Annotated in this window: 19 protein-coding genes; 10 read left to right on the top strand and 9 right to left on the bottom strand. The window is 70.8% G+C overall.

The genetic code is table 11. The annotated features are described in order from the left end of the window. Positions 1 to 77: 77 nt before the first annotated feature. Both ACRYCC_RS10080 and ACRYCC_RS10075 read right to left on the bottom strand, forming a co-directional pair. Complete coding sequence (locus ACRYCC_RS10080) at positions 78 to 956, bottom strand: FkbM family methyltransferase (RefSeq protein ID WP_433810604.1); 879 nt, start codon at positions 954 to 956, stop codon at positions 78 to 80. A 178-nt stretch (positions 957 to 1,134) separates the two neighbouring features. Beyond that, complete coding sequence (locus tag ACRYCC_RS10075; protein WP_433810602.1) at positions 1,135 to 2,190, bottom strand: hypothetical protein; 1,056 nt, start codon at positions 2,188 to 2,190, stop codon at positions 1,135 to 1,137. Between the two features lie 406 nt (positions 2,191 to 2,596). Between ACRYCC_RS10075 and ACRYCC_RS10070 the strand changes: the two genes are divergently transcribed. The 3 genes from ACRYCC_RS10070 to ACRYCC_RS10060 are packed head-to-tail and all read left to right on the top strand — an operon-like array spanning position 2,597 to position 6,154. Beyond that, the gene (locus tag ACRYCC_RS10070; protein ID WP_433810600.1) at positions 2,597 to 3,748 is read left to right on the top strand and encodes a glycosyltransferase; all 1,152 of its coding nucleotides are present in this window, start codon (positions 2,597 to 2,599) and stop codon (positions 3,746 to 3,748) included. Continuing rightward, positions 3,745 to 4,737 (top strand): NAD-dependent epimerase/dehydratase family protein, encoded by a 993-nt coding sequence (locus ACRYCC_RS10065; RefSeq protein WP_433810598.1) that lies wholly within the window; start codon positions 3,745 to 3,747, stop codon positions 4,735 to 4,737. The genes ACRYCC_RS10070 and ACRYCC_RS10065 overlap by 4 nt, the downstream gene beginning before the upstream one ends. A gap of 43 nt (positions 4,738 to 4,780) precedes the next feature. Next, positions 4,781 to 6,154, top strand: coding sequence for a polysaccharide biosynthesis tyrosine autokinase (locus ACRYCC_RS10060; RefSeq protein ID WP_433810596.1), 1,374 nt, complete (start codon positions 4,781 to 4,783; stop codon positions 6,152 to 6,154). 88 nt (positions 6,155 to 6,242) lie between these two features. Here ACRYCC_RS10060 and ACRYCC_RS10055 read toward each other — a convergent pair whose 3' ends face one another. The 5 genes from ACRYCC_RS10055 to ACRYCC_RS10035 form a co-directional block, all read right to left on the bottom strand. Next, positions 6,243 to 7,973: a hypothetical protein gene (locus ACRYCC_RS10055; protein WP_433810594.1), complete on the bottom strand. Its 1,731-nt coding sequence runs from the start codon at positions 7,971 to 7,973 to the stop codon at positions 6,243 to 6,245. A gap of 186 nt (positions 7,974 to 8,159) precedes the next feature. Then, positions 8,160 to 8,564, bottom strand: coding sequence for a nitroreductase family deazaflavin-dependent oxidoreductase (locus tag ACRYCC_RS10050; protein ID WP_433810592.1), 405 nt, complete (start codon positions 8,562 to 8,564; stop codon positions 8,160 to 8,162). 291 nt (positions 8,565 to 8,855) lie between these two features. Next, a complete protein-coding gene (locus ACRYCC_RS10045) occupies positions 8,856 to 9,230 on the bottom strand; it encodes a hypothetical protein (protein ID WP_433810590.1) in 375 nt (124 codons plus the stop codon). Next, positions 9,227 to 9,847, bottom strand: coding sequence for a transposase family protein (locus tag ACRYCC_RS10040; protein ID WP_433812129.1), 621 nt, complete (start codon positions 9,845 to 9,847; stop codon positions 9,227 to 9,229). The genes ACRYCC_RS10045 and ACRYCC_RS10040 overlap by 4 nt, the downstream gene beginning before the upstream one ends. A 93-nt stretch (positions 9,848 to 9,940) precedes the next feature. Beyond that, a complete protein-coding gene (locus ACRYCC_RS10035) occupies positions 9,941 to 10,360 on the bottom strand; it encodes a tautomerase family protein (protein WP_433810588.1) in 420 nt (139 codons plus the stop codon). Positions 10,361 to 11,067: 707 nt separating this feature from the next. Here ACRYCC_RS10035 and ACRYCC_RS10030 point away from each other — a divergent pair. The 7 genes from ACRYCC_RS10030 to cydC all read left to right on the top strand — a co-directional run bounded on the left by ACRYCC_RS10030 (position 11,068) and on the right by cydC (position 19,168). Continuing rightward, positions 11,068 to 11,619, top strand: a complete 552-nt coding sequence (locus tag ACRYCC_RS10030) for a hypothetical protein (protein ID WP_433810586.1) — start codon at positions 11,068 to 11,070, stop codon at positions 11,617 to 11,619. 106 nt (positions 11,620 to 11,725) lie between these two features. Continuing rightward, a complete protein-coding gene (locus tag ACRYCC_RS10025; RefSeq protein WP_433810584.1) occupies positions 11,726 to 12,934 on the top strand; it encodes a sensor histidine kinase in 1,209 nt (402 codons plus the stop codon). Next, the gene (locus tag ACRYCC_RS10020; RefSeq protein ID WP_433810582.1) at positions 12,931 to 13,596 is read left to right on the top strand and encodes a response regulator; all 666 of its coding nucleotides are present in this window, start codon (positions 12,931 to 12,933) and stop codon (positions 13,594 to 13,596) included. Before ACRYCC_RS10025 ends, ACRYCC_RS10020 begins: the two co-directional genes overlap by 4 nt. A 184-nt stretch (positions 13,597 to 13,780) precedes the next feature. Further along, positions 13,781 to 14,977, top strand: coding sequence for a cytochrome ubiquinol oxidase subunit I (locus tag ACRYCC_RS10015; protein ID WP_433810580.1), 1,197 nt, complete (start codon positions 13,781 to 13,783; stop codon positions 14,975 to 14,977). Positions 14,978 to 14,989: 12 nt separating this feature from the next. Continuing rightward, on the top strand, positions 14,990 to 15,736 hold the full coding sequence (locus ACRYCC_RS10010) for a cytochrome d ubiquinol oxidase subunit II (protein WP_433810578.1): 747 nt from the start codon (positions 14,990 to 14,992) through the stop codon (positions 15,734 to 15,736). A gap of 100 nt (positions 15,737 to 15,836) precedes the next feature. Further along, positions 15,837 to 17,474 carry a thiol reductant ABC exporter subunit CydD gene (gene cydD / locus ACRYCC_RS10005; RefSeq protein WP_433810576.1) on the top strand — a complete coding sequence of 546 codons (1,638 nt, stop codon included), beginning with the start codon at positions 15,837 to 15,839 and terminating at the stop codon, positions 17,472 to 17,474. Then, a complete protein-coding gene (gene cydC, locus ACRYCC_RS10000) occupies positions 17,471 to 19,168 on the top strand; it encodes a thiol reductant ABC exporter subunit CydC (protein WP_433810575.1) in 1,698 nt (565 codons plus the stop codon). Before cydD ends, cydC begins: the two co-directional genes overlap by 4 nt. Positions 19,169 to 19,249: 81 nt before the next feature. On the opposite strand, the gene ACRYCC_RS09995 is transcribed toward cydC, so the two are convergent. Together ACRYCC_RS09995 and ACRYCC_RS09990 are read right to left on the bottom strand one after the other, a co-directional pair. Continuing rightward, positions 19,250 to 20,722, bottom strand: a complete 1,473-nt coding sequence (locus ACRYCC_RS09995) for an MFS transporter (RefSeq protein ID WP_433810573.1) — start codon at positions 20,720 to 20,722, stop codon at positions 19,250 to 19,252. Between the two features lie 124 nt (positions 20,723 to 20,846). After that, complete coding sequence (locus tag ACRYCC_RS09990) at positions 20,847 to 22,019, bottom strand: MGH1-like glycoside hydrolase domain-containing protein (RefSeq protein WP_433810571.1); 1,173 nt, start codon at positions 22,017 to 22,019, stop codon at positions 20,847 to 20,849. Between the last annotated feature and the right edge of the window lies 1 nt (position 22,020).

Raw genomic sequence — 22,020 nt, 5'->3', positions numbered from 1 at the left:
GCCATCTCTGCTGATCACGAGATTTGACATTACCGTAAGTAATGACTCGCATGCATAGATGAGATTACAATGGTCGGCTAAACATTCATTGGCTCGGCTGTGAACAGGTAATTGGGAAAGCGATAAGGGTGAGCGAATCGGTCATCGACCGGGACGAGACCGGCCTGATCGATGTGATACGCGTACCGGTGCCCGAGCGCCGCGGTCACGCGGCGCAGCCGGTCCAGCGCACGCTGATCGAGGCACTCGGCGATGATCTTCGGCCGGTGGGCCGCCAGGACTCCGGCCATACCGGTGAGCACCTGCGGTTCCAGGCCCTCCACGTCGATCTTGACCAGGCCGACCGGCAGGTCGCCCAGCGCCTCGTCGCCGGTGGTGACCGGGACGTCGACCGTCCGGGCACCGGGTGCCGCATGCGCCAGGGAGGCCTGCGAGTCGTCCGCGGGAATGGCCAGCCCGGCCCTGCCCGGTTCCGACGACAGAGCCTTACCGACGAGCGTCACCCTGTCGCGCAGTCCGTTCAGCGCGACGTTCGAACGCAGCTGCTCGAGCTTGACCGGATTCGGCTCGAATGCGATCGCGCGGAGCCGGGGGTTGGCGACACAGGCGAGTATCGTGTAGATGCCGGAATAAGCACCGACATCGACGAAGACCTTCGCCTCTTTGGCCAGGTCGAACAGCAGCGGCTGGGTCGTGGTCTCCCAATGCCGCATATCCGTCCACACCACGTGACGAGCCATCCCGTCGTGCGGGAAGGCGGAGTCATAGCGGAAAGGCGTGCCGTCGGGCGCGTGCAGTGTCCAGGCGCCGCGAGGATGCAGTCTCCGCCAGACCGACGGGGGAATGGCTCCTTTCCGCGCGCCCGCGCGGATGACCCTTTGCAGCCCCGGGGTGTGCCAGAGCACGCGATCACGGGTCTTCTTGGCGTATTCGCGCCGCGCCGAGTATCGAGACATGTCCCACCTCTTCGATATCGAGCAAGGAATATGCACACGGCCACGGATGCATGCCGTATGCGAGCACGATGTCCGCGGCCGACAGGGTGACGGGTGAATGATCGCCCGCCACCCTGTCGAATACCTCGTGCGGTCACGACCCTGCGCTCCAGGGCCGCGGTCGGGAACAGGCCCGATCTCAGCCCACGCAGCGCTGGATGGAGCCGAGTGGCCGGCAGTTTCCGACGACGTTGCCGGTGATGGTGGTGGAGTTCAGAGCAACGCTCCGGAGCCCGCCACCGTTGTAGATGCCACCGCCGCTGGCGGCGGTGTTCCGATCCAGCCGGGTGCTGTGGAACAGCTGCGTGGCGCCCGGGGTGTTGTAGGTGCCACCACCGTTGCCCGTGGCGCGGTTGGCGGTGAGCCGGCTGCCCACCACCTGCAGCGTGCCCCGGTTGTAGATACCGGCACCGTCGGCGTGAGCGCTGTTGTTGTGGATCAGGCTCTGCTGCAGCCCCGTGGTGCTGGCGGCGTTGTTGTAGATGCCGCCCCCGTTGGCCGCCGCGCCGTTACCGCTGACCGTGCTGGAGCTGAGGACCGTCCTCCCTCCCTGCTCGTTGAAGATGCCGCCGCCGCTGGTGTTGGCCCAGTTGCCGCTGACGGTGCTGCGCCTGAGCGTCAGGATGCCGTCGTTGTAGATACCGCCGCCGCCACCCCCGCCGCCGGTCGTGTTGACGCTGACGATGCTGTTGAACAGGGTCATGCGGCCCCGGTCGTTGGACAGTCCGGCACCGTTGTCCGCCGTGTTGCGGGCGATGAGAGTGCTGTTCAGGGCGACCGTGCCATTGGCGTTGAGGATGCCGCCGCCGGTGTTGGCGCCACCGTCCCCACCGCTGATGATCAGGTTGTGCGTGGTCAGGGTGCCGCCGGCGGCGACCTCGAGAATGCGGAACCGCGCGCCCGAGAAGCGGTTGATCGTCGTGCGGTGCTGCCCCACGAGCGTGACGTTTCCAGTGATGATCGGCAACCCGTTCGGGCCGCGCGAGCCGATCACCACCGGCGCGGTGAGCGAGTAGGTGCAGAACGGGGCCAGCTGGAGCACCTGCGAAGTGACCGCGTTGGCGGCCTGGATCGCCGTGACCAGGGCCGACACGCTGCACGGCACCGCCACCGCAGCCGCCGCTGACACCGGTGCGGCATGCGCCGCCGGCGGCAGCGCCGCCGTACCGGCACCGATCAACGCGGCACCCGCCACGCCGACGGCTCGTCTTGAGAATGAGCCCATAAGGTTCCCCCCGAACAGATATGGGACAATTTGCTTTCCGAGATGAAGCTCTCCCGCAATGCCGTCCTCGGCAATTGGGAAACGATGCGCAGCCTATCAAGCGTGATCACAGATGTCCCCCTGTGGAAGTACCGCAATATCATCACGTCGCGCGGTTTTCCTTACTTCCCAGTTAATGACGATTAGGCGTCTCATCCACTTTCGTCATCTCATTTAGCTTTTTGCCATCCAGGCCTCCGATCCGCCTCATCGCGGCGCCTTTCCCGCGAACACAGAACGGTCCTTGTACGGAGAGTGATGATTCTGTACTCTGCGTGATCATGTGGTCGTACTGGGGGCACCGGTGAGCGGCAAGCGAATCAGAGTGATGCGGGTCATGACACGGATGAACGTGGGCGGCCCGTCTCTGCAGGCGTCGGTGCTGATGCGAGGGCTGGACGCGGAACGTTTCGACCAGCGGCTCTACTGCGGCTTCGTCGAAGCGGGCGAGGCCGACTACGTGGAGTTGTGCGCACCGGACGTGACCGTCCACCGCCTGCCGACCCTCGGCCGCTCGGCGCGGCCCTCCGACGACGCGCGCTCCCTGGCCCGGCTGACCGCCGCCATGCGCGAGTTCCGGCCGCACATCGTGCACACCCACATGGCCAAGGCGGGCGCGCTGGGCCGGACGGCCGCGGTGCTGGCCCGGGTCCCGGCGCGCGTGCACACCTTCCACGGGCACCTGCTGCACGGCTACTTCTCCCGGCCGAAGACCCGGCTGGTCGTGCAGGCCGAACGCACCTTCGCCCGGGTCAGCGACCGTCTGGTCGCCGTCGGCGAACGCGTGCGCGACGACCTCGTCGACGTGGGCATCGGCCGGCCCGGGCAGTACTGCGTCGTGCCCCCCGGGACGGAGCTGGGCCCGCTGCCGGAGCGGGAGGCGGCCCGGCACAAGCTGGGGCTCCCCCTGGACGTTCCGGTCGTGGCGTACGTGGGCCGGGTGACCGGGATCAAGCGACCGGACCGGTTGGTCGAGGTGGTGCGGGCCGTCCATCGTGAGCTCCCCGCCGCCCGGTTCGTGGTGTGCGGTGAGGGCGACCTCCTCGGCCAGGTGGCCGAGGCCGCCGGGCGGCTGGACGACGCCCTGCACCTGCTGGGCTGGCGGGCGGACGTGGAGACCGTCTACGCCGCGGCGGACCTGGTCCTGCTCACCTCGGACAACGAGGGCATGCCCGTGTCGCTCATCGAGGCCGGGCTCGCCGGGCTCCCGGCGGTCGCCACCCGGGTGGGCGGTGTGCCCGAGGTGGTCCAGGACGGAGTGACCGGCCTGCTCACCGCACCCCGGTCGGCCGAGCTGGCCGACCGCGTCACGCGGCTCCTCCGGGACGAGCCGTTGCGCCTGCGCATGGGCCGCGACGCCCGGACCCGGACCACGGAGCGGTTCGGCGCCGATCGCCTGGTCCGCGACATGCACGAGCTGTACACGTCGATCGCCGTGGACAAGGGCTGGTGGTCGGCTTCGACGCACCCGAGGGGGAACGACCGTTGAGAGTCATCGTCACCGGTGGTGCCGGATTCATCGGCGCCAACCTCTGCCGTGAGCTGGCCTCGCGCCCGCAGGTCGGCGAGGTCGTCGCGTTCGACGACCTCAGCACCGGATCGGCCGCCAACCTGCACGGGGTGGACGCACGGCTGGTCGAGGGGAGCATCCTGGACCGCGAGCTGCTGGCGGAGACGGTCCACGGCGCCGACGCCGTGGTCCACCTCGCGGCCCGCCCGTCGGTCACGCGGTCGCTCACCGACCCCGTCGCGAGCCACGAGGTCAACGCCAGCGGCACGGTGTACGTCCTCGAAGCATGCCGCCGCGCCTCGATCCACGTGGTCGCCGCGTCCTCCTCCTCGGTGTACGGGTCGGTGGCGGAGCTGCCCAAACACGAGGAGCTGCCGACCCGGCCGCTGAGCCCCTACGGGGCCAGCAAACTGTCCACCGAGGCCTATGTGCTCGCCTACGGCGCCGGCTTCGGGCTGCCCACGCTGGCCCTGCGCTTCTTCAACGTCTACGGGCCGCTGCAGTCCGCCGGTCACGCGTACGCCGCCGTCATCCCGGCGTTCATCGACGCCGCGTTACGCGGAGAGCCGCTGCGCGTCCACGGCGACGGCCACCAGACGCGCGACTTCACCTTCGTCGGCACCGTCACCCGGGTGCTGGCCGACGCCGTCATCGGCGGTGTCACCTGCGAGACGCCCGTCAACCTCGCGTTCGGCACCCGGATGTCGATCCTGGACCTGGCCCACCAGGTGTCGGCCACCATGGGCGTGCCGATCGAGATATGTCACGAACCTCCCCGTGCCGGGGACGTACGCGACTCTCAGGCCGCCGCCGGGTGCCTTCGCCGGCTGTTCCCGGGCGTCTCCCCGGTGGCGCTGAAGGACGGGCTCGAACAGACCGTGGAGTGGTTCGGCACGCTCCCGCACTATGCCGGGGCACAGGCGCTCCCCCGGGGCGCGACCGGCTCGGCGGCCCCGCAACCGGCATAGCCGACCGATACCGACGCTAGGACGATCTTCCGGGGGCACGAACATGGAAATCACTCGTTATCTTCGCCTGCTCCAGCGGCACTGGGCTCTCATCATGGCCTGCACCGTCCTGGCGGTCGTCAGCGCGTGGATCGCCACGACCCGGGCGACCCCGCAGTACGCGGCGTCCATCACCATGTTCGTGTCGGTGGCGGATCGGAGCATGGACAGCACCTCCGCCTACCAGGCCACCCTGCTGTCGCAGGAACGCGTCAAGTCCTATGCGAACCTGCTCAACAGCTACCGGCTGACCGACCGGCTCGCCGAGGAGTCGGGCGGCCTCACCTCCCGGCAGCTGCAGGACAGGATCTCGGCCGAGGTCGTACCGGACACGGTGCTGCTGCGCGCCACGGTCACCGACTCGTCGCCCGCCCGCGCCAAGCAGATCGCCGACGCGCTGGGGACGCGGTTCGTCGCGCTCGTCGACGAGCTCGAGCGCCCCGCGGCCAGCAAGCCGGCGCGCGTCAAGGTCACCGTGGTCGACAACGCGCGGCTGCCCACCGGGGCGGTGAGCCCGAGCCTGCCGGATAACCTGGCCATCGGCCTGATCATCGGTCTCGTCCTCGGGATATGCGGCGGCCTGCTGCGCGAGTCCCTGGACCTCTCGGTCAAGACCGTGGAGCAGCTCCGGGAGATCACCGGCAGCCCCGTACTCGGGGTGATCTGCCAGGACGACTCCGCGGCGAAGCATCCGCTGATCGTGGAGGGGCCCGCCCACGGAGCGCGCGCCGAGGCGTTCCGGTTCCTGCGCACGAACGTGCGTTCCTTCGACGGGGACGACCCGGTGCGGTCGGTCGTGGTCACCAGCGCCGTGCCGCACGAGGGCAAGTCGCTGACGGCGTGCAACCTGGCGATCTCGTTCGCGCAGGCGGGCAAGCGGGTCATCCTCGTGGACGGTGACCTGCGCAGGCACGGGCTGGCCAAGTACCTCGGGATCAAGTCCAGGGCCGGGCTGACCAGCCTGCTGGTGGGCCAGGCCTCCCTGGAGGAGGCGCTCCATCCCTGGGACGGGATGTCGCTGTCGGTGCTGTCCAGCGGGCCGATGATGTCCAACCCCAGTGAGCTGCTGGGGGCGCAGCACATGCCCCGGCTCCTGGAGGAGCTGCACAGCAGGGCGGACCTCGTCGTGATCGACGCGCCGTCACTGCTCCCGGTCGCCGACGCCGCGATCCTCTCCAAGATCTGTGACGGCGCCGTCCTGGTGACCCGCTACGGAAGGACCTCGCGGGAACAGGTCCGCCGCGCCGCCGAACAGCTCAGCGCCGTCGACGCGCGGCTGCTCGGCACCGTGCTCAACAGGGTGCCGCACAACGCCGAGCCGGGCTACCAGCACGCGGGCGCCTACGATCTCGCCGGCCAGCCGGTCGAGACCGTCTGAGCCCACCGGAGTCGTACCCGCGAAGGACCGCCGGATCCCCGAGAGGGCCGGCGGTCCTTTCCTTCCGCGTGGACCGATATCCGGACCGCTACCTGGTGCTGAAGTCCGCGAGGTTGACCGAGATCGGCTCGGGCCCGCCGCCGTTCTGGACCGGCGCGGCGGTGAGCACGTCGAGGTGCTGGTAGCCGGCGGCGATCACGACGTTCTCACCCGGCTCGCGAGGGAAGAGCCCGTCGCCGGCCAGCAGGTTGATGGTCGGGTTGGCGGTGAGGCCCTCCTTGTGGACGGCATCCCTGAACAGCGCCGGAGACGTGGAGAGCTGGATGTCGGTGACCATCCGGGTGGGGAAGTAGTGCTCGGTGAAGTCGAGCGGATGCTCCGACAGGCTCCGCGCCAGTTCGTGGACGTCGGTGACCTCCTTGGCGGCCGTGGTGAACGGTGTGCCGTCCTTGGACTTGTAGACCGGATCATCCAGGGCGCCGACCCGGTCGTAGTTCCGCCACGTGTAGAGGGGGCCGGCGGGCTGGTCGGGGATCGCCTTCTTCTCGTTGCCGAGGAAGCGCGAGAACAGCTCCAGGCCCGGGATCTTGGCCAGGTCGTTCGGCAGCGGGAAGTCCTTGTCCGCGATCTTGCCGCCGTCGAAGAACCCGACGCTCGCCTGGATGAAGCCGAGCGGCTGGGAGTTGTCGTCCATCAGCGCGCCCAGCGCCGCCGAATTGGTGACCTTGAAATCTTTGATCGTGGGCGAGCCGGCCACGAAGGCGGCCAGGTTCTTGGAGAACAGCACCCGGTAGGTGGTGTCCTGGTTGAACCCGCTCGGGATGTACTGCGCCAGGTCGGACTGCGCCTCCGGGGCGACCCGCGCGGCCAGGCCGGCGATCGCCAGCAGGTTCATCGTCTCTGAGTTGATCACCGCGGGTGCCGAGAGCGTCCGGGGGATGATCCCCGACTCCAGACCGGCCTTGACGACGGCCGGGCCGAGGTCGATCTGGGGGATGGACGGCACCTGCCCGTCCACGGTGATCGGCCCCGCCTGGATCGAGGTGTCCAGGGCGAAGTAGCCCGAGCACTGGTTGTACCCGGCGTCGCCGGTGGTGGCGTGGTCACCGTCGAAGTCCCACACGGCGAAGAACCCGGTCAGCACCCCGCCGAGGGAGTGCCCGCCGCACAGCACCTTCTGCTTGCGCAGCGCCTGACCGGGCAGTTCCTTGACCATCAGGTCGTACTGGTCCCTGACGGTCTGCTCCAGCCCGATGTTCTGCAGCCATTTCACCTGGTCGTTGGTCTGGTATCCGGCGAACTTGGCGCCGTCCACGACCTTGCCGCGGTAGTAGTAGTCGATGGCCACATGCGGGTCCTTGGCCGCCAGGCCCGCCCGCAGTCCGGTGCCGTCCTCCAGGCAGTTGGATCGCCGGTCCAGCGCCCAGAACTCGATGTGCCTGCCCTTGGCGGCCGCCGCCTTGATGGTGTTGCGGGCCACGCTGTCGAAGGCGCCCGCACCCTCCAGGACACCCGGCTGAGCTATGAGGATCCTGTCGGCCGACGCGGACGCGGAGGGCCCGTCCTTGTGCCGGAACCGCAGGTACGACAGCCATTCGCACGCGGCCGGGTGCGGCCCCACCGAGTCCGGCAGCGGGACCTTGACCTTCACCACCGACTCGACGACCTCGGTGATCGGTGAACTGGTGGCGACGGGCGTCTCCACCCGCGAGTCGTCGGCGCGGGCCGCCGGCTGCGGCACCACCACGGATGCGAGGACCAGCAGCCCGGCGTACAGCAGCGCCGGGCCACGGACCGGGACATGTCTGGTCCAGGACATCGTTTCCTCTCAAGCCGGGCAGCGCGTTCGCGAACGAGCGAACGAGGGGGGCCGGTGCCCGGCCACGGCTGCCAGACTCACCCCTGCCGGCGGGGAGGAGTACTCATCGCGCCCACGAGCTTTCGCGCGCGGTTGTCAGCCGTCTCAGCACTCACCCCGGCTGATCTGCGATGCCCAGGGCCCGGCTCATCTCCTCGTCAGGGCGACGACGGGAATGGTGCGGCCGGTCTTGGCCTGGTGCTCGGCGAAGAACGGATAGGCCTCCTCCAGCGTGCGCCACAGTCGGTCTCGCTCGCCGCCTGCGAGCGGAGTGGCGGTGGCCTCGTAGGTCTCGTCGCCGACCTCCACCGTGACGTGGGGATCCGCCACCAGGTTGCGGTACCAGTCCGGGTGCGCGGGCGCCCCGATGTTGGAGGCGATGACCAGCAGCCGGTCGCCGTCCCGGTGGAACATCATGGGCGTGGTGCGGCGCCGGCCCGTCCTGGCTCCGACGGTGGTGAGCAGAAGCAGGCGGTCACGGTGCATGCCCTCGATCTCGCCGCCGGCCCGGAACTGCTCGATCACCTTCCGGTTGGTCTCCTTGATGTCCATGCCCACTTCCTGTCCTCGGCCGGACGGCCGGTGATCCACTTTCGCACGCCAGGGCGCCGGTGCACCGCATCGTACGAGGAGATTCCGTGACCTCGCGCGGACCGGGCGGAACCCGCCGAGATCCCGCGGGCGCTTGTTATTGACAAAGAGCGAGTAATCATCTGCGCAGTCGATCTCTGCGGGCGGGATCGACGCCGGTCGCAGGGTATGAAAGTGACGGCCATGATGTCAGACGCACGGAGCGCCCTTCACCGAAGCCCTGAAAGGACAGGTGTGCATCCTAATGACCCGTCATTGTGGGAAGAGCTCGCGTGCCGGTGCCGTCGTCCACGCGCGGAGGCTGGCGCTGACCGCGCTCATCATCGCGATCTCGGGGGCCATCGCGGCACCGGAGGCGAGCGCCAAGCCGATCGGCCCCGGTGCCCGCAAAAGCATCTTCAACGGTGGCGGCCAAGGCAATTCCGGCCGCATCAGCGTGCACGGCGGAAACGGCAAGGCGAACAGGAACTTCTGGCAGGTCCTCAGCCCCTCCTTCAACAGCGGGCCGCAGCAGATCCAGAACGTGAACATGAGCGGGAAGACGAACACCCAGGTCGCCTTCTGCAAGAAGAGGAATCGCGTGTGCAAGATCTCCCAGCGGCTCCGGTCCCACTGACCCTTTTTCATCCTCGGATGATCTCGTAGTTCTGCAGGACGGCGATGGCCTTGACGAGGTGGCCGGCTTTGCTGGGGCTGCACCGCAGCTTGCGGAGGAGTTCGCGCAAGATCCCCCAGATCCGGGCTGCGGTCAGGTCGTGGGTGGAGCCGGGCAGTGCGCCCGATGTCCACAGGATCGTCCCGTCTGGCGTGGCGATGACCTGCACGTTCACTCCGTGCGCCCGATGCTTGCCGGAGTAGTACGGTCGGTCCGCGCGGACCCGGTCGGTATAGATGAGCGTGCCGTCCAGGATCAGATGACTCAGGCCGTCCTTCGTGGCCTTCGCCAGCGCCTGCGTGAGCTTGGGAGATCGCGCCGACAGTAGCGCCACCACCTCCTCCACGTACCGCCACGCCGTCGACGTCGATACCCCGAAACCCGCCCCGGCCTCCGCGAACGTCTCGCCCTTACGCAGATGGACCAGCACCAGCAGTGCCTGCTGCCCAGGAGTGAGCAGCCGCCACGCCGACCCGATCGCCTTACGGTGACGGCGGACGATCCCCGCCACGTAGTTCAGCGTTGAACGCGACAAATCGACGGCGGCACGGTAGAAGCTCCTGGTCGTGACGGGTTCGGTTGTGGTGATCAATGCAGCTACCAGGAGCTTCTCTACGTCAGCAGGCAAACCCGCAACTCACAATCATGACGTGATCACCGCTGCTCCGCGTACGGAAAAGGCTCATTGAACCGAGGTGGGGTCAAGACGGTCAGTCGGCACACCATTGACGTACGTAGCGTTCCCGTTGCCCATAGACCAGTCCGGCGGGGTGACGGTCATCAGGTTGAAGAAGACGTCCTCTCGCCGCATCTGCAGCTTCTCGTGCAGATCGTCTGCAACAGCCTTGTAGAATGTGGCCTTTTGCTCGGGACTCGCCACGTCGAGGAACACCAGCTGAATGAAAACGCAGTTCTCGGACCTGTAGATGCCGAGGTAGTCGCGGTCGTAGCTGAAATTCTCAGCCTTGTGTTCGGTGATGACCTGGAACCGGTCCTCGGGCACTCCCAGGCACTCGATCATCTTGTCGTACACCACGTCGCCAATGGTCTGGCGGTACTCCACCGACTTGCCCTCTATGAGATCAATGCGAGCGAGAGGCATGACAGACGGCCTTTCTCTAGTTAGAGTAGTCCCCTGCGTGATCGGGGACGGGAGGCGGGCGACGACGCATTGGCTCGCCTGCGAAGGCGGCTGGTCCGTCGTATGTTCTCTTTCCCACGCGAACACGATCTTACTCAGGGGCTAGTAACCCACTTACTACGTCTGTAAACCTGTTCCTTGGGAATCGCGGAAGTTGATCGACACAACCGAGATTTCTCGACGGTGTCCGCCCGCGCGGCACGGTAGAACAGCACCGAAGCTCCTGGTTGTGGCGGGTCTTGGTTGTGATGATCAACCCGTCTACCAGGGCCTTCTTTACGTCACAGCCCCAACCAACGCATAGCGATCATACTGTGATCAGCAGCCCTCCACCACAAGATGAAATGGGTTCACTGACCACGCCTCCGGCCCGGACCCGCAATACCCACAAAAGGGATTCCCGTTCTCCCTCGAACCTAGCTGAAGCAGTCATTCTCCCGTGTCCCCGCCTTGTCATGGGATAAGCCCTTTTCCCCACCGCACACGGCAATGATGCGGTAAGGATCTGCACCCGGGTGATCCAGAACATGAGCGGGACCGCGCTGCGGAGTAGGCTCGTACGGCCGTGATCGACCGGCCGCCCGGCGGAACTCATCCGATGCAGCGAGGGACAACAGAGAATGACGTGTCAGCATGACGGCAGAGCGTTCGGGAAAAGGAACATCGCCGTGCGTCTTCTGATCGGCGCTTCCGTATCGACCGCATTCCTATGGTGCTCCGCAGCACTTCCGGCAAGCGCGGATCCAGAGCCGATCGACATGAACTTCACCGAGCAAGGCCATTATGGAAACGGCACTCACAACCGTAACATCTATTCGCTGAAGAGCCCCACGAACAACCATGGCTACCAGCACACCTCGACCAGCACCGCGGGCGGGGTGACCAATATCCAGAATGCCATGTGCAAGAACGTCAAGGTCTGCAACATCGTCCAGCAGGTCACCCCGAAAACCGAGACGACCCCTCCGAACACGACGGAGACCGTCCTGCCGGAACAGGTCCAGGAGCCCGCCGCGCAAGAGGCGGAGACGGCTGATCCGCTCTGGTGCGCGTTCGTGCTCCCCGGGGCGGTGTCGATCTCGGCGCTGTCGCCGCTCACGGCGACCGCCGCACGGAAGGCGCCGGACGCCGGCGTACGCGCGGTCCGGCTCCCGGCCGGCACCGGACGCCACTCGCGCTCCCACCCGCACCTGCGCGGACACCGGGTGATGTCCAGGTAGGCGCCGGAACCCACCGTCGGCCGGCAGGTCGCGCCCGGGTCGTCGTGGGGTTCGCCGATCCGGCCGGTGGCGGAAGGGCGCCCGGGAGGCGGGCTACGGTGGGCGGGTGACGTGGCGGCGGTGGGCGCAGGGCCCGATCGGTGACGTGACCCTGGCCGTGGTGGTCCTGGCCGTCAACCTGGGATCCGCCGTCGTGAGGGCCGCGCCCGGCGACCGGGCGCTGTGGCCGGGCGGTGTGATCCTTACGGTGGTCAGTGCGGTGGCACTGGCGTTCCGGCGGCGGCACCCGGCCATCGTGCTACTGGTCACCGCGGTGGCCAACGTGGTGTATTACCCGCTGGGCTACCCGGACAGCGCCGTCGCCGTGGCCTTCCTGATCGCGCTCTACACCGCGGCGATGCGGTGCGCGCTGGTCGTGCCGCTGGCCGCCGGCGCGGGCATCGACGCCGGGTTCGTGCTCATGAGCAGGTTGCGGGACACGGGCGGCGGCCCGGTGGATCCCGACGCCATCGACTCGGCGTCCGCGGTGGCCGCCCACGGTGCGCTGCTCCTCGTCATCATCGCGCTCGCCCGGCACGCCCGGGACCGGCGCGCCCGGCTGGCGGAGGCCGAGCGGCGGGCCGCGGAGGCCGAGCACACCCGCGAGGAGGAGGCGCAGCGGCGGGAGACCCAGGAGCGGCTGCGGATCGCCCGGGAGCTGCATGACGTGCTCGCCCACCAGATCTCGCTGATCAATGTGCAGGCGGGTGCGGCGCTGCACCGCCACGAGGCCGAGCAGGCGTTCTCCGCGCTGGAGGCCATCAAGCAGGCCAGCAAGGACACCCTGCGGGAGCTGCGGAGCGTGCTGGGGGTGCTGCGTCAGGTGGACGGCGAGGCCGCCACGGCGCCTGCGCCGGTGCCGTCACTGACCCGGCTGGACGAACTCATCGCGCAGACCGCGGAGGCCGGGCTGCCGGTCCGGCTGACCCGGGCGGGCGGCGCCGTGGACATGCCCGCGCCGGTGGAGCTGGCGGTGTACCGGATCGCGCAGGAGGCGCTGACGAACGCCGTGCGGCACGCCGAGGCGTCCGGCGTGGAGGTGGAGATCCGGTACACGGCGAGTGCCGTGACCGTGCAGGTCGACGACGATGGGACGGCTCCGGTGGACGAGGGCGCGATGCGGCACGGCCATGGGTTGCGCGGCATTCGCGAGCGGGCGGCGGCCGTCGGCGGAGAGGTGACCGCGGGCCCGCGACCGGCCGGGGGCTTCCGGGTACGGGCATGGCTGCCGTTCGAGCCGGCGGCCGCGGGCGCCCAGCCGGAGGGGGCCGCGTGATCCGGGTGGTGCTGGCCGATGACCAGACCCTGGTACGGGCGGGCTTCCGGTCGATCCTCGAGGGCGAGGACGACATCCAGGTGGTGGCGGAGGCCGGCGACGGGACCGAGGCGGTACGGCTCGCCACGGCGGAACGGCCGGACGTGGTGCTCATGGACATACAGATGCCGGTCATGGACGGGCTGGAGGCGACCCGGCGGATCGTCGCCGACGCCCGGCTGGCCACCGTCAAGGTGATCATCCTGACGACCTTCGACCTGGACGACTACGTGTACGGCGCGATCAAGGACGGGGCGAGCGGCTTCCTGGTCAAGGACACCGAACCCGTCGAGCTGATCCTCGGGGTGCGGGTGGTGGCCAGAGGCGACGCGCTTCTGGCGCCGTCGGTGACCAGACGGCTGATCTCCCAGTTCGCGTCGCGGCTCACCGCTCCGCCGCCCGCCGCCGAGCTCGACGCGCTCACCGAGCGGGAGCGCGAGGTGATGGCGCTGGTGGCGGCGGGACTGTCCAACGAGGGCATCGCCGAGCAGCTGGGCATCAGCCATGCGACGGCCAAGACGCACGTGAGCAGGGTGCTGACCAAGCTGGGGGCGCGCGATCGCGCTCAGCTGGTGGTGCTGGCGTACGAGACGGGGATGGTCCGGCCCGGCTGGCTCGGCTGAGCCCCTCCCCGGCCGGTGCTCCTCCTCGGTGAGTACGCCGAGTACATCGCCGGGTGTACACGGCCCGTCCGGGTGCGCCGAAGTTGCAGGCGAGATGCCCGCGTACGGCCGATTCGCAGTGGGGGCCCATGGGAAACGATCAGGGCCGTACCCACTGGCGAGGCATTCCCGAGGACGGCTCCCGATGGACGACCCCCTGTTCCTGGCCCGGCTGCAGTTCGCGCTGACGGCCGGGTCGCATTTCCTGTTCGTAGCACTGACGCTCGGGCTGGCGACGCTGGTGGCCATCATCCAGACCCGGGCGACGATCTCCCGGAGCCCCGTCCACGAGCGGATGGTGCGGTTCTGGGGGCAGCTGTATGTGATCAACTACGCGATGGGGATCGTCACCGGGCTGTTGATGGAGTTCCAGTTCGGACTGGCCTGGGGTGGGTTGTCGCGGTTGACCGGCGACGTGTTCGGGGCCCCGATCGCGATGGAGACGCTGGTCGCCTTCTTCGTGGAGTCCACGTTCCTCGGGCTGTGGATCTTCGGGTGGGGCCGGTTCGGCCGGTGGGTCCACCTGGCGATGATCTGGGTGGTGACCCTGACGGCGTACGCGTCGGCGTTCTTCATCCTGGTCGCCAACGGGTTCCTGAAACGCCCGGTGGGCTACGAGATGCGCGACGGGGTGGCACGGCTCACCGATGCCGGTGCGCTGCTGACCAACCCGGCGGCGGTCCTGGCGTTCTGGCATGTGCTGTTCGGGGCGCTGGTCACCGCCGGGGTGTTCATGGCCGGCGTGAGCGCCTACCACCTGCGCAGGGGCACCGAGGAGGTGGAGTTCTTCCGCCGCTCGCTGCGCATCGGGATGCTCGCGCTGATCCTGTCGATCAGCCCCACAGTGGTGTTCGGCGGGGCGCAGTTCCCCTATCGCGAGAACTCGGTGCCGGGCGTCGCGGAGGCGCCGAAATCGGCGTCGGCCGAGGCCGGCCTGGCGGTCATGACCTCGATGTGGGGCCTGCTGGCGCTGCTGACCGTCGTGTGCCTGGTGAAGTTCCCCTTCGGACGGTGGCTGACGCGGGGCCGGCTCTTCCACCTGGTGCTGATGGCGGCGATCCCGCTCCCCTACCTGGCGATGCTGGGCGGCTGGGTCTCCCGGGAGATGGGACGGCAGCCATGGGCGGTGGTGGGGGTGCTGCGCACCGAGGACGCGCTGGGACCGGTCGGCGGCCCCGAGATGGCCGCGTCGCTCACCGTCTTCGTGACGCTGTTCGCGGTGCTGATCGCGATCAACATCTGGCTGCTGGGCCGGTACGGGCGGCGTGGCCCGGAGGGGGCCGTGCTCGGTGCCCCGCCGCCCGCCCCCGAACCGGCCCGTGACCTCGCTCCGACGTTCTGAGAGGACGCTGCGATGGACCTTCTCGCCGTGACATTGCTGGCGTTCTTCGCCGGCGGCTACCTGGTGCTGGCGGGCGCCGACATCGGGGTGGGCATGCTGCTGCCGGTCCTCGGCCGCGACCAGCGCCGGCGCCGGCTGGTGATCGCCGGGATCGCGCCGTTCTTCCTCGGCAACGAGGTGTGGCTGGTGGCCGTGCTCGGCTTGATGGCGGGTGCCTTCCCGGGACTGGAGGAACTGGTGCTGGGCGGGCTCCGGGCACCGGTGCTCGCCCTGGTGACCGGCTGGATGGTGCGGGACGCCGGACTGTGGCTGCGGGGCCGGGCCGACGCGCGAACCTGGCGGGCGGCCTGTGACACCGCGATCGTGGCGGGCAGCTGGGCGCTGGCCTTGTCCTGGGGGGCGATCCTGGGCGACATCGCCGTCGGGCTGCCCGGCCTCAACGCGGGCCTGCTGTTCGCGCTTCCGGCGGCGGCGTTGTTCGCGGTGCACGGAGCCGGGTTCGCGGCGCTGCGCCTCACCGGTGAGCCGTACGAGCGGGCGCGCCGGCTGCCGGGCCGGTTCGCGGTGACGGCCCCGCTGCTGGCAGTGCTGCCGGTGGCGGCGGGGGCCCGGTTGCCGTGGTCGCAGGTGGAGGCCGGGGGGACGGCGCTGGCGTTGACCGCGACGACGACCGTGGCCGTGCTGCCGCTGCTGCTGGCCGCGCAGTCACTGACCTGGTGGACGTTCCGGCACCGCGTCGACCGCCCCTCCTACCTGTGAACGCGGAGCCCGGGGAGGCGCAGCCTGTGAGGGCGGTCCTGGTGAACGCGGAGCCCGGGAAGGCGGAGCCTGTGAGGGCGGAGCCTGTGAGGGCGGGCCGGTGAAGGCGGCCGAACGGCGGCTGCTGGGCCTGGTCCCCCGCCGGCGCCTCGGGGTACTGGCGGTGTCGGCCGTCGCGCAGGGCGTGCTCATCGTGGCGCAGGCGGAGCTGCTGGCCAGGGCGCTGGCCCGGCTCGAGGTGACCCTCCTGCCGTGGGTGATCGCGGTGGCGGCGCTGCGCGGCGCGCTGGGGTGGGCGGTGCACCTGCTCGCCGCGAGTACGGGCGCCGGGGTCAGGACGCGGCTGCGGACCGGGCTGCTGGAGCGGGCCGCGACGGCGCGGTCGCCCGGGAGGAGCGGGGAGCACGCCACCTTGGTCACCCGGGGCGTGGACGCGCTCGACACGTTCTTCGGCGGCTACCTCCCGCAGCTGTTCGCGGCCGTGGCGGTGCCCGTCGTCGTGCTCGCCCGGGTGGCGGTGGCGGACTGGAGATCGGCACTGACGATGGTGGTGACGCTGCCGCTGGTGCCGCTGTTCGGGGCGCTGGTGGGGATGCGCACGGCCGAGCTGACCGGGCACCAATGGGCGCTGCTGCACCGGCTCGGCGGGCACTTCCACGATGTGCTGGCGGGCCTGTCCACGCTGCGGGCCTTCGGGCGGACCGCCCACCAGGGCGAGGTCGTACGGCGGCTCGCCGGCGAGCACCGGCGGGCCACGGTGGCCGCGCTGCGGGTGGCCTTCCTCTCCTCGCTGGTGCTGGAGCTCGTGTGCACCCTGTCGGTGGCGCTGGTCGCGGTGCCGATCGGGTTGCGGCTGCTGGCGGGCTCGGCAGGGCTGGGCACCGGGCTGCTGGTGCTGCTGCTGGCCCCCGAGGTGTACCTGCCGCTGCGGACGCTGGGCATCCGCTTCCACGCCGGTGCGGAAGGGGTCGCGGCCGCGGAGCAGGTCTTCGCCGTGCTGGACGGGCCTCCGGCGACGGCTCCGCGACGGCGGCGCACCGCCCGGCCGGGAGAGCGGCCTCCGGAGATCGTCTTCGAGGACGTCACGGTCCGCTACCCGGGGGCGGCACGGCCCGCCCTGGACGGGGTGTCACTCGTGCTGGCGGCCGGGGAGCGGGTGGCCGTCACCGGTCCCAGCGGCGCCGGAAAATCGACCCTGCTCCAGGTGCTGCTCGGGTTCGTCGTCCCGGAACGGGGCCGGGTGCTGGCCGACGGCACCGACCTGGCGGAGCTGGACCTCGAGCGGTGGCGGCGGCTGCTGGGCTGGGTGCCGCAGCACCCGCACCTGTTCGCGGCGAGCATCGCCGACAACATCCGGCTCGGCGCTCCCGAGGCCACCGCCGAGCAGGTCAGGCGGGCGGCCCGGACTGGCGGGGCCGACGCCTTCGTCGGCGCGCTGCCCGAGGGCTACGGCACGGTCCTGGGCGAACGCGGAGCCGGCCTGTCCGCCGGGCAGCGGCAGCGGATCGCGCTCGCCCGCGCCTGCCTGCGGGACGCGCCGCTGATGCTGCTGGACGAGCCGACCGCCCGCCTCGACCTGGGCAGTGAGGCGGCGCTCGTGGCGGCGGCCGGGCGGGTGCTGGCCGGGCGCGGCGCGCTGATCGTTGCGCACCGCCCGGCGCTGCTCGCGGCGGCCGACCGGGTGGTCCGCCTCCGGGCGGGCCGCGTGGTGGACCCCGCGGCGGAGGTCGCGGCATGACCGGGCCGCCGGCCGCGATCAGGCCGTACCTGGGGCGCCTGACCCTGGCGGCGGTGGCCGGAGTCGCCGCCGAGCTGTGCGGCCTGGGGCTGGTCGCGGCGGCGGCGTGGCTCATCGCGCGAGCGGCGCAGCGGCCTCCGCTGGCGGCGCTGTCCCCGGCGATCGTCGCCGTCCGCGGCTTCGCGATCTTCAAGGGGGTGCTGCGGTACGGGGAGCGGCTGGCCGGCCATGACGCGGCGCTGCGGGTGCTCGCGGAGCTGCGCGGCCGGGTGTTCGACGCGCTGGCGGCCCGGCGGGGGCCGACCCGGGACGGGGACGCGCTGGTCCGGCTGGTCGCCGACGTCGAGGCCGTACAGGATCTGCTGCTGCGCTGCCTGCTTCCGGCGACGGCGGCCGTGCTCGCCGGCGCCGCCGCCACCGTGCTGGTCACCGTGGTGTCACCGGTGGCGGGCGGGGTGCTGGCCGCCGGGCTGCTGCTGGCCGGGATCGCGGTACCGGCGGTCGCGTGGGCGGCCGCCCACCGGACCGGGGCGGCGGTGTCGGCGCAGCGGGCGCGGCTCGCGGTGCGGAGCCTGGACGTGCTGGAGGGAGCGGCGGACCTGGCCGCGTACGGGGCGACCGGGTCCGCGATCGGCCGCGCCGCGGCCTGCGCGCGGCGGCTGGCCCGGCTGGAGCGGACGGCGGCCGCGGTGTCCGGGGCCGCGGCGGCCGCCGGGTCGATCCTGCAGGTGGGCACCGCGGCGGCGGTGCTGCTGGTGGCGGTGCGTTCGGGTGCGGGCGGGGTCACCGTCACGCTGCTGACCCTGACCTGCCTCGTCGCGGTCGAGACCGTCCTGCCCCTCACCGGCGCCGCACAGCGGCTGGCGGAGGCAGGTCCGGCCGCGCGCCGGGTGTCCGCGCTGCCGGCCGCTCCCCCACCGGCGGGGCCGGTACGGCGGCGCACCCTGGCCTCCGGGCCCCCGGTCATCGAACTGCTCGGCGTCCGGGCCGCGTACGAGGGCAGGGTCGCGCTGGACGGGGTCGACCTGCGGATCGGACGAGGCCGGCGGGTGGTGATCGTGGGGGCCAGCGGAGCGGGCAAGAGCACCCTGCTGGCGGTGCTGTCCGGTGAGGTGGCCGCGGTGTCCGGGGCGGTGGTGCTGGACGGCCACGATCTGGCGGCCTACGACCCCGGGGACGTACGGGCGGCGGTGCGCGGGCTGGCCCAGGACGCCCACGTGTTCGGCACCACCCTGCGCGCCAACCTGCTCCTGGCCCGGCCCCTGGCCACCGGGGAGGAGCTGGAGGCGGCGGCCCGGCGGGCCCGGCTGCTGGAGGTCGTGCGGGAGCTGCCGGACGGCTGGGACACCCCGGTGGGGTCCGGCGGGCGGGGTCTGTCGGGCGGGCAGCACCGGCGGCTGCTGCTGGCCCGTGCGCTGCTGGCCGATCCCGCCGTGCTGGTGCTGGACGAGCCGGGCGAGGGGCTGGACGTCCCTACCGCGGACGACATCACCCGGGAGCTGCTGACCGCCCCGGGCGGCGGGACGCTGGTGATGGTGACGCACCGGCTGGCCGGCCTGGACCTCGCCGACGAGATCGTGGTGCTGGACCGGGGCCGGGTCGTGCAACGCGGAGCCCACCGGGACCTGCTGGGGCGGCGCGGCCCCTACCGCGACCTGTGGGAGGCCGAACGGCTCACCGGCACCCCCGCGTGAGGCCGGCCGGAGATCAGCGGGAGAAGGGCAGCCGTCCCTCCCCTCGGCAGGGGAGGGACGGCTGCCCGGGGGCCGTGCCGGTCAGCCCGGGATCTCCTGCTCACGGGCCTTCTTGGGGAGCAGGAAGCCGATCAGGAAGGCCACCGCGGTGAGGGCGATGGCGATCAGGGTGACCTGCTCGGCGGCGGCCAGGGCGTTGGTCCTGACCCCGGTCGCGCTGTGCGCCGGGACGGTGAACCGGTTGAAGAACACGGTGCCGAGCACCGCGACGCCGAGGGCGGCGGCCAGCTGCTGGATGGACTCCAGGGCGCCGGACGCCGTGCCCACCTCGTGGTCCTTGATCTCGCCCATGATGATGCCGAACATCGGGACGAAGATCATGCCCATGCCGATCCCGAACACCAGCGCGGGCGCGGTGAGGTTCCAGCCGCCCAGCCCGATGCCGGAGATGCGGAACACCGCGTAGACCCCGGCCATGCCGGCGCCCATCACGGCCAGGCCCAGGTGCAGGATCTTCCGGCCGAGCTGCGGCATCATCGCGCCGGCCGCGGAGCCGATGAACGCGCCGACCGCCCAGGGGGCCATGGCGAGGCTGGCGCCGATCGGGGTGTAGCCCAGGCCGAGCTGGAGCAGGAAGCCCAGGGTCAGCGAGAAGCCGATGATGGCGATGAAGAACACCACCACGAACAGCACGCCGGAGGCGTACGACCGGCGGGCGAAGACGCTCAGCTCGACCAGCGGGGTCCGGCCGGCGGCGGTGCGGCGCAGCTGGTGCAGGACGAACGCGCCGAGCACCAGGACCGAGGAGCCCAGCATGACCAGGATCCAGGCGGGCCAGTCGTGCTCACGGCCCTGCACGAGCGGGTAGACGAGCAGGCCCATCCCGGTCCCGGCGATCAGCATGCCGGCGACGTCCAGGCCACCGGACCGGTCACCGGCCGAGGACGGCAGCGCCCGGCGGCCCGCGAGCAGGGCGAACGCGCCGAGCGGCACGTTGATCAGGAAGATCATGCGCCAGCCGGTGCCGAACAGGTCGGCCTTGATGAGCAGCCCGGCGGTGATGGGGCCGAGGATGGTGGCCAGGCCGATGGCCGGTCCGAAGACGCCCCAGGCCTTGGCCTGGTCCTCGCCGGGGAACAGGTCCCGGATCAGGCCGAAGCACTGCGGCACCATCACCGCGGCGCACACCGCCTGCAGCATGCGCGCCGCGATCAGGGTCTCGGGGGACACGGCCAGGGCGCAGGCCAGGGATGCGGCGACGAAGCCGGCGGCACCCCCCAGCAGCATCCGCCGCCGCCCGAACATGTCCCCCAGCCGGCCGCCGGTGAGCAGGCCCACGGCCAGCACCAGGGTGTAGCTGGCGGCGATCCACTGGAGGGTCGCGTAGGAACCGCCGAGGTCCGTGCGCATGACGGGCAGGGCGACGTTGACGATGCTCGCGTCGAGCAGGTTCATCAGCGTCGCGGTCAGGATCGCGAAGAGGCCGAGCCAGCGCCGGTCCGGGGCCACGGAGGCCGGTGCGGCACCGGCGGTCACGTCGAGGGTTGCGGTCACGGGGAGTCCTTCCACAGGAGACCTTTGCGGAACGAAGCGTTCTGTTCCTAGTCTAACAGAACGGAATGCTTCATTCCACTCCTGCCGGGAAGACGTGGTGAGGAAGACGGGTAGGAGACGGCGCTCAGCGGGTGAAGGTGACGACCAGCCCGGACCAGGTGAGCGGGATGGCGCCGTGGCCCTCCCCGGTCTCCGGGTTCCAGTGCTCGGCGAACCGGGAGTGCTCGACGGCGGCGCGGGACATGCCGCCGATCGCCTCGGTCAGGTCGTCACGGCCCCAGCGGCGCGCGGCCAGCGCGGCCAGGTAGTTCATCTGCATCCAGGCGGTGCCGCGCCAGTAGCCGTCCGGCTCGTAGCCGGGGTGGTCGCGGGCGACATAGGCCAGGCCGTACGGAGCGGCGAACCGGCACGGGTCGAGGAGCTGGTCGAGGGCGCGGGCCGCCTTGACGGGGTCCGGGGTGACCAGCGCGCCGAGCACGCCGTCCAGGGTCGGGGTCCGCGCGGTGCCGCCGCCGCCGAGCACGGGCGCGTCCGACCACAGGTGCTGGCCGGTGTCCCACAGCAGGTCGTCCATCACGGCGGCGAGCCGTACGGAGCGCTCGCGCCAGCGCGGGTCCCCGGTCAGCTCGGCGTGCTCGGCGGCGGCGTGCGCGTACAGCGCGTTGTAGGCGGCGGGCGCGCATTCGAAGACCGTGGAGTGCTCGGCGACGCCGTGCTCGTCGAAGCGGGTGGCGTCGACGAGATGCCGGTCGAAGGCGGTCCAGCTCGGGCGGTCCCAGCGCAGCGTGGCGGGGTCGGCCACGCCGAGGAAGGGCGCGATCCAGTCGTCCCAGCGCGGCGAGTCGTCGGCCCCGGACTCCCAGGGGTGGACCAGGCGGATCAGCCCCTCCGGGGTGCGGCGGCGGCGCCACAGCCAGTCCAGGCCGGCCTCGATCCGGTCGGTGAGCCCGGCCGGCAACGGGCCCGCCGTGGCGAGGACGCGCGCGGCGTGGGCGTAGATCGGCGGCTGCGTGTAGGAGGAGCAGTGGCCGAGGGGCCCGCGCAGGTGGTCGGGCGAGGCGTACCGCATGTGCGGCACGAAGCCGTCGGGGAACTGCGCGGACAGCACTCCCGCAAGCTCACGGCGGGCCCGCACCGGTTCGCCGAGGTGGTGCCAGCAGATGGCGGCGAAGCTGGAGTCCCACAGCCACTGATGGCGGTAGACGGACGTGTGCGGGTAGGTGTGGCCGCGCGCCTCGTCCCAGTGGCCGTCCAGGACCCGCCGGGCGCGCTCGCGGATCTCACCGTCCTCCAGCATG

Source organism: Actinomadura scrupuli (assembly GCF_050971785.1).
In the GTDB taxonomy this organism is placed as follows: Bacteria; Actinomycetota; Actinomycetes; order Streptosporangiales; family Streptosporangiaceae; genus Actinomadura_E; species Actinomadura_E scrupuli.
The sequence above is the reverse complement of the archived record's forward strand: the minus strand, read 5'-3'. Positions and strand labels throughout refer to the sequence as shown.